The sequence below is a fragment of the Eubacterium coprostanoligenes genome, assembly GCF_900167205.1.
Lineage (GTDB): Bacteria > Bacillota > Clostridia > Oscillospirales > Acutalibacteraceae > Eubacterium_R > Eubacterium_R coprostanoligenes.
Map to the genome: position 1 here is coordinate 1 of NZ_FUWW01000030.1, position 5,630 is coordinate 5,630.

Consider the following 5,630-nt stretch of genomic DNA (forward strand, 5'->3'; position numbering starts at 1 on the left):
GTCAAATCTTCTTCCGCAAATGCTTGCAAAGGCTGTTAAGCAGAGCAAATTCACTGCTTTTGCGGATTTGGGCGGTATGGAATGTGTACAGTGTGGCTGTTGCTCATACACTTGCCCTGCAAGAATTCCTCTTACCCACCTTTTCAATGTCGGCAAGGCAGAGGTAAGAAAAGAACTTAACAGACAAAAAAGTAAGGAGGTCAACTAAATATGTATAATGTTTCGGTATCTCCGCATTTAAGAACACAGGACAGCACCAAAACAATTATGGGCGATGTTGCATTGGCACTTTTGCCGATTCTTGCATTCGGTATCTACCGTTTCGGTCTTCCGGCATTGTTCGTAACTGTTCTTTGCGTTGTATCAAGTGTTCTTTTTGAACTTCTTTTTGAGGTTATCACAAAACGACCAATCACAATTTTTGACAACAGTGCGTTGGTAACAGGCCTTATTTTGGCTATTAACCTTCCTGCAAGTGTGCCTTGGTACATTCCTGTTCTCGGCAGCGGCTTTGCAATCGTTATTGTAAAAATGCTTTTCGGTGGCTTGGGTCAGAACTTTATGAACCCTGCACTCGGTGCAAGATGCTTCCTTCTCATTTCTTTCGCTGCAAAAATGGGCGATTTTGCAATGTATAAGGTATACAGTGCATCATTCAGCGAGCTTTTCAAGGACGGCAAAATCAAGGATTGCCTTTATCTTTTGGCAGGCAAAACCGATACCGCACTTGACGCTGTGGCAGGTGCAACTCCTCTTGCACAGCTTGGTGACGGCAAAGAACTTGATTTGACATCATTGTTCCTTGGTATGCACGGCGGTTGCATCGGTGAGGTTTCGGCTCTTGCCATCTTAATCGGTGCCGCATATCTCCTTATCAAAAAGGTTATTTCAATCCGTATTCCGGGTACATATATTCTTTCAACTGTTGCGTTTATCGCAATTATCAGACTTGTTCAGGGTGACACAGTAACTGTAAATTACCTTTTGAGCGAGGCTTTGTCAGGCGGACTTCTTGTTGGTGCATTCTTTATGGCAACCGATTATGTTACAAGTCCGATAACCGCAAAGGGTCAAATCCTTTACGGTGTGCTTCTCGGCTTTGTAACAGCAATGTTCAGAGTTGTAGGTTCATCAGCAGAAGGTGTTTCATATGCAATCATCATTTGCAACCTTCTTGTTCCGTTGATTGAAAAAATAACTGTTCCAAAGCCTTTCGGCTCAGTTAAAGCGAAAGGAGATGCACAGTAATGGAAAAGAAAAAATCAGGCTTGTTCAAAAATACTTTGATTTTGGTCATCATCACACTTGTGGCTGTTGCCGCTTTGGCTGTTGTAAACCAAATCACAAGAGAACCTATTGAACAGGCAGAAATTAATCAAAAGGCAGAGGCTTATAAAGTTGTTTATGCTGATGCCACAGAGTTCGGCGAGGTTGACGGACTCGACAAAATGATTGAAAAATCAACAAAACTTTTTGACAAAAACGGTCTTGCAGGCTGTGCTGTTACCGACGCTCTTGAAGTTAAATCATCAAACGGCGACACAGAGGGCTACATCATTGCTTCAACTTCACCAAACGGCTACGGCGGTGAAATTCAGGTTGCAATCGGTATCAAGGACGATAAGCTTACAGGCTTCACTGTAATCAGCAACAGCGAAACAGCAGGTCTTGGCTCAAAATGTGCAGATCCTGATTTCCAAAATCAGTTTAAGGGCAAGCCGGCACAAACTTTGAGCTATACAAAGTCAGGTGCTACTGCTGATACAGAGATTGATGCAATTTCAGGTGCAACAATCACAACAAATGCCGTAACAGAGGCAGTCAATGCCGGTATTGCTTTCTATCAAGCAAACTTCGGCGGTGCGGATTCCGCACAGGCACAGTAAGAGAGGGGGAGATTTTTTTGAAGGGTATTTTAGAAAGACTTTATAACGGTATCATCAAGGAAAATCCTACCTTTGTGCTTATGCTTGGTATGTGTCCGACCTTGGCGGTAACAACAAGTGCACTCAACGGCCTTGGTATGGGTGTTGCCACAATGGCAGTTCTCATTATGTCAAATATGATTATTTCTCTTTTGCGTAAGGTTATTCCAAACGGCGTCAGAGTGCCTGTTTATATCATTATTATTGCTTCATTTGTAACAATTGTAGAAATGCTTATGCACGCATTCCTCACTCCGCTTTACAGCAGTTTGGGTATTTTCATCCCTCTCATCGTTGTAAACTGCATCATCTTCGGCAGAGCGGAATCTTATGCTTCAAAGAACAATGTTTTGCTTTCAATCTTTGACGGTGTCGGTATCGGTATCGGTTTCACAATCGGTCTTACCACTATCGGTATTATCAGAGAAATCCTCGGCAACGGCACAGTTTTCGGACTTCGTGTTTTGCCTGAAAGCTATGAGCCTATTTCAATCTTCATTCTTGCTCCGGGTGCATTCTTGGTGCTTTCACTTCTCTGCGCTTTGATGAACAAACTCGGCGTAAGCAAGAAAGAAAAGAAAAAGACAGGTTGTACAGGCAACTGTGCACAATGTCCGTCGGCAGAAAAGGAGGGCAAGTAAATGGCTGGAAAGTTGTTTTTGGTTCTGATTACAACAGCACTTATAAACAATGTTGTTCTTAGTCAGTTCTTGGGTATTTGTCCGTTCCTCGGTGTTTCAAAATCCACCAAAACAGCCGCAGGTATGGGCGGAGCGGTAGTTTTTGTTATCACTCTTTCATCGCTTGTTTCAAGCGTTCTTTACAAATATATTATTGTAAAACTTAATTTAGAGTATTTAAAAACTATTATATTCATCGTTGTAATCGCATTCTTGGTTCAGCTTGTTGAGATTTTCCTCAAAAAGGTTGTTCCGTCACTTTATAAGAGCCTCGGTGTATACCTTCCTCTTATCACAACAAACTGTGCGGTTTTGGGTACTGCTCTCACAAATGTTCAGCAGTCAAACGATGTAATCACAAGCGTTGTTACAGGCTTTGGCACAGCAGTAGGATTTACTATTGCCATTGTTATTATGGCAAGCGTTCGTGAAAAAACAGAAAACAATGATTTCTTGGGATGCTTCAAGGGCACACCTGCGGTTCTTATGACTGCGTGCCTTATGTCTATTGCATTCTACGGCTTCAATGCTTTTGCTTAAGCAGAAAGGAGCTTTATGGATATTAAAGAGATTTTAATTGCCGTTGGCATTGTTTGCCTCATCAGCTTGATTGTCGGCGTTGCTCTCGGCATTGCAGAAAAAGTTTTTCATGTAGAAGTAGATGAAAAAGAAGAAAAAGTAAGAGAGGCTCTTCCGGGCAGTAACTGCGGTGGTTGCGGTTATGCCGGATGTGATGCTCTTGCTCACGCTATTGCTTCAGGCGAAGCTCCTGTTTCGGGTTGTCCTGTCGGCGGTAAGCCTGTTGCAGAACAAATTGCAAAAATTATGGGTGCGGAACTTGGCGAAATAACTCGCAAGGTTGCATATGTAAAGTGCGACGGTAATAGCGACAAGAGAACTCTTGATTATAACTATATCGGCATTTACAGCTGTACAGCAGCTTCAATTATGCCGGGTTCAAGCCCATATGCTTGCAAGTACGGATGCCTCGGCTTCGGCTCTTGTGCAAGAGTTTGCCCTGAAAGTGCAATTCGTATTATCGATAAGAAAGCCGTTGTTGACGAAAGTCTTTGCATTGCTTGTGGCAAGTGCGTAAAAATTTGTCCTCATCAGCTTATCGAGCTTGTTCCTGCTGAATCACACTATCGTGTTCAGTGTTTCTCACATGTAAAGGGCAAGGATGTAAGAGATGCCTGCACAGCAGGTTGTATCGCTTGCGGTATTTGTCAAAAAGTTTGTGAGGCAGGAGCTATCACTGTTGTTGATAACATTGCAAAGATTGATTATGAAAAATGTACTTCTTGCGGTAAATGTGCCGAAAAGTGTCCAAGAAAGATAATTAAGAAATATTAATGTCTAAATATTGTGATAAATTCTTCACAAAGATATTGACAATCTGTTGTCAATGATTTAAAATGATGTTAACATTTTGGTAAACAATAATATTAAAGGAGAGGATTATTATGACTAAAATGAAAAAAATTCTTGCAGTCGGACTTGCTGGTTTGATGGCAGTAGGCTTTGCAGCTTGCTCCGGTTCAAAGGATTCAACAACAACAGACGACGCAAAGACTGACGCAACAGCAACTGCAAAGACAGGCTATGCTATTTCAAGCGAAATCAAAGAGGATGAATACAATAAGTCCGAAACAGCACTTGAAATCGATTCTGTATGTGCAGCAGTTCTTGTTGATGCAGACGGTAAAATCATTGATGTAAAAATTGACGAAGCTCAGACAAAGCCTGACCTCAAGAAGGACAACGGCGATGTAGCAGACCTCAGAACAAAGCGTGATAAGAAGGAAGACTACGGCATGAAGGGTGCTTCCGGAATCGGCAAAGAATGGTATGAGCAAATTGCTGCATTTGAAGAATGGGCAAAGGGCAAGACAGCTGAAGAAGTTAAGGCAGGTATCGGCGAAGACGGTTATCCATCAGATGCTGATCTCAAGGCAGGTTGCACAATGTATGCAAACGGTTTTGCACAGGTAACAGCACAGGCTATGGAAAATGCAAAAGACCTCGGTGCAAGCGCTACTGATTCACTCAAGCTTGCTATGACAACAGAAAAGTATTATGAGTCAAACGAAACAAATCTTCAGTACGATACAAACTATGCAATTGTAACTGTTGATGCAGACGGCAAGGTAACATCTTGCGTTATCGATGCTTCACAGGCTAAGTGCTCAATCGCTGACGGCAAATTCACTGTTGAAAAGGGCGCTTACAAGTCAAAGAAAGAACTTGGCGACGATTACAATATGAGAGGCGCATCACCAATCGGAAAAGAATGGTATGAGCAAGCTGAAGCATTTGAGAAGTGGTGTGTTGGCAAGACAGCTGACGAAATCAAGGCTTCTTATGGCGACGATATGGTAGCAACTGATGCAGACCTTAAGGCCGGTTGCACAATGACAATCAATGGCATTGCAGAAAATGTTGCAAAGGCAATCAATTCATAATTGCTTTTAATTGCTGATTTTGAGTTCCCCTAATTTTAGGGGAACTTTTTTTGAACACATTTTTGAACATATTTATTTGTTTTATATAGTTTTATATATAATAATATATTATAGAGGTTGAATTGTTGCCGGAATTCTGTTATAATATTATTTATGAAAAAAATATTGTCGCTGTTTTTGGCTTTTGCGGTTGCAGTTGCTTTCGCTTCTTGCTCCAATACTGCCAAAGCAAAGGAAAAATATAAAGCATCGTTCCTTGACCTTTTTGATACTGCGTCAACCGTTATTGCATATGATAACAGTCAGGAAGAGTTCGACCGCAATTATCAAAGGTTTTATGATGAACTTAAAACTTATGATGAACTGTTCGATATTTATAAGGAACACGAAGGTGTAACAAATCTGTATAAAGTCAACAAACTTGCAGGCAAATCTCCTGTAAAGGTTGATAAAAAAATTATTGATATGCTGACTTATGGCACGGAAATTTACAGCTTCACCAAAGGCAAGGTGAATATTTGTATGGGTGCTGTTCTTGAACTGTGGCATAACGAGAGGGATTA

Annotated in this window: 7 protein-coding genes and 1 pseudogene; all 8 read left to right on the top strand. The window is 41.4% G+C overall.

The window, feature by feature from the left end; genetic code table 11:
* Window positions 1-208, top strand: a pseudogene (locus B5D29_RS08725) (electron transporter RnfC); the annotation flags it as partial.
* Between the two features lie 2 nt (window positions 209-210).
* The gene (locus B5D29_RS08385; RefSeq protein ID WP_078769110.1) at window positions 211-1,248 is read left to right on the top strand and encodes an RnfABCDGE type electron transport complex subunit D; all 1,038 of its coding nucleotides are present in this window, start codon (window positions 211-213) and stop codon (window positions 1,246-1,248) included.
* The gene (locus B5D29_RS08390) at window positions 1,248-1,886 is read left to right on the top strand and encodes an RnfABCDGE type electron transport complex subunit G (RefSeq protein ID WP_078769111.1); all 639 of its coding nucleotides are present in this window, start codon (window positions 1,248-1,250) and stop codon (window positions 1,884-1,886) included. The genes B5D29_RS08385 and B5D29_RS08390 overlap by 1 nt, the downstream gene beginning before the upstream one ends.
* A 17-nt stretch (window positions 1,887-1,903) precedes the next feature.
* Window positions 1,904-2,566 (top strand): electron transport complex subunit RsxE, encoded by a 663-nt coding sequence (gene rsxE / locus B5D29_RS08395; protein WP_078769112.1) that lies wholly within the window; start codon window positions 1,904-1,906, stop codon window positions 2,564-2,566.
* The gene (locus B5D29_RS08400; protein WP_078769113.1) at window positions 2,567-3,145 is read left to right on the top strand and encodes an electron transport complex protein RnfA; all 579 of its coding nucleotides are present in this window, start codon (window positions 2,567-2,569) and stop codon (window positions 3,143-3,145) included.
* Between the two features lie 15 nt (window positions 3,146-3,160).
* Complete coding sequence (locus B5D29_RS08405; RefSeq protein WP_078769114.1) at window positions 3,161-3,958, top strand: RnfABCDGE type electron transport complex subunit B; 798 nt, start codon at window positions 3,161-3,163, stop codon at window positions 3,956-3,958.
* A 110-nt stretch (window positions 3,959-4,068) separates the two neighbouring features.
* Window positions 4,069-5,067, top strand: coding sequence for a hypothetical protein (locus tag B5D29_RS08410; RefSeq protein ID WP_078769115.1), 999 nt, complete (start codon window positions 4,069-4,071; stop codon window positions 5,065-5,067).
* Window positions 5,068-5,220: 153 nt separating this feature from the next.
* On the top strand, window positions 5,221-5,630 hold a 410-nt coding region (locus B5D29_RS08415; RefSeq protein WP_143406760.1), incomplete at its 3' end, for an FAD:protein FMN transferase.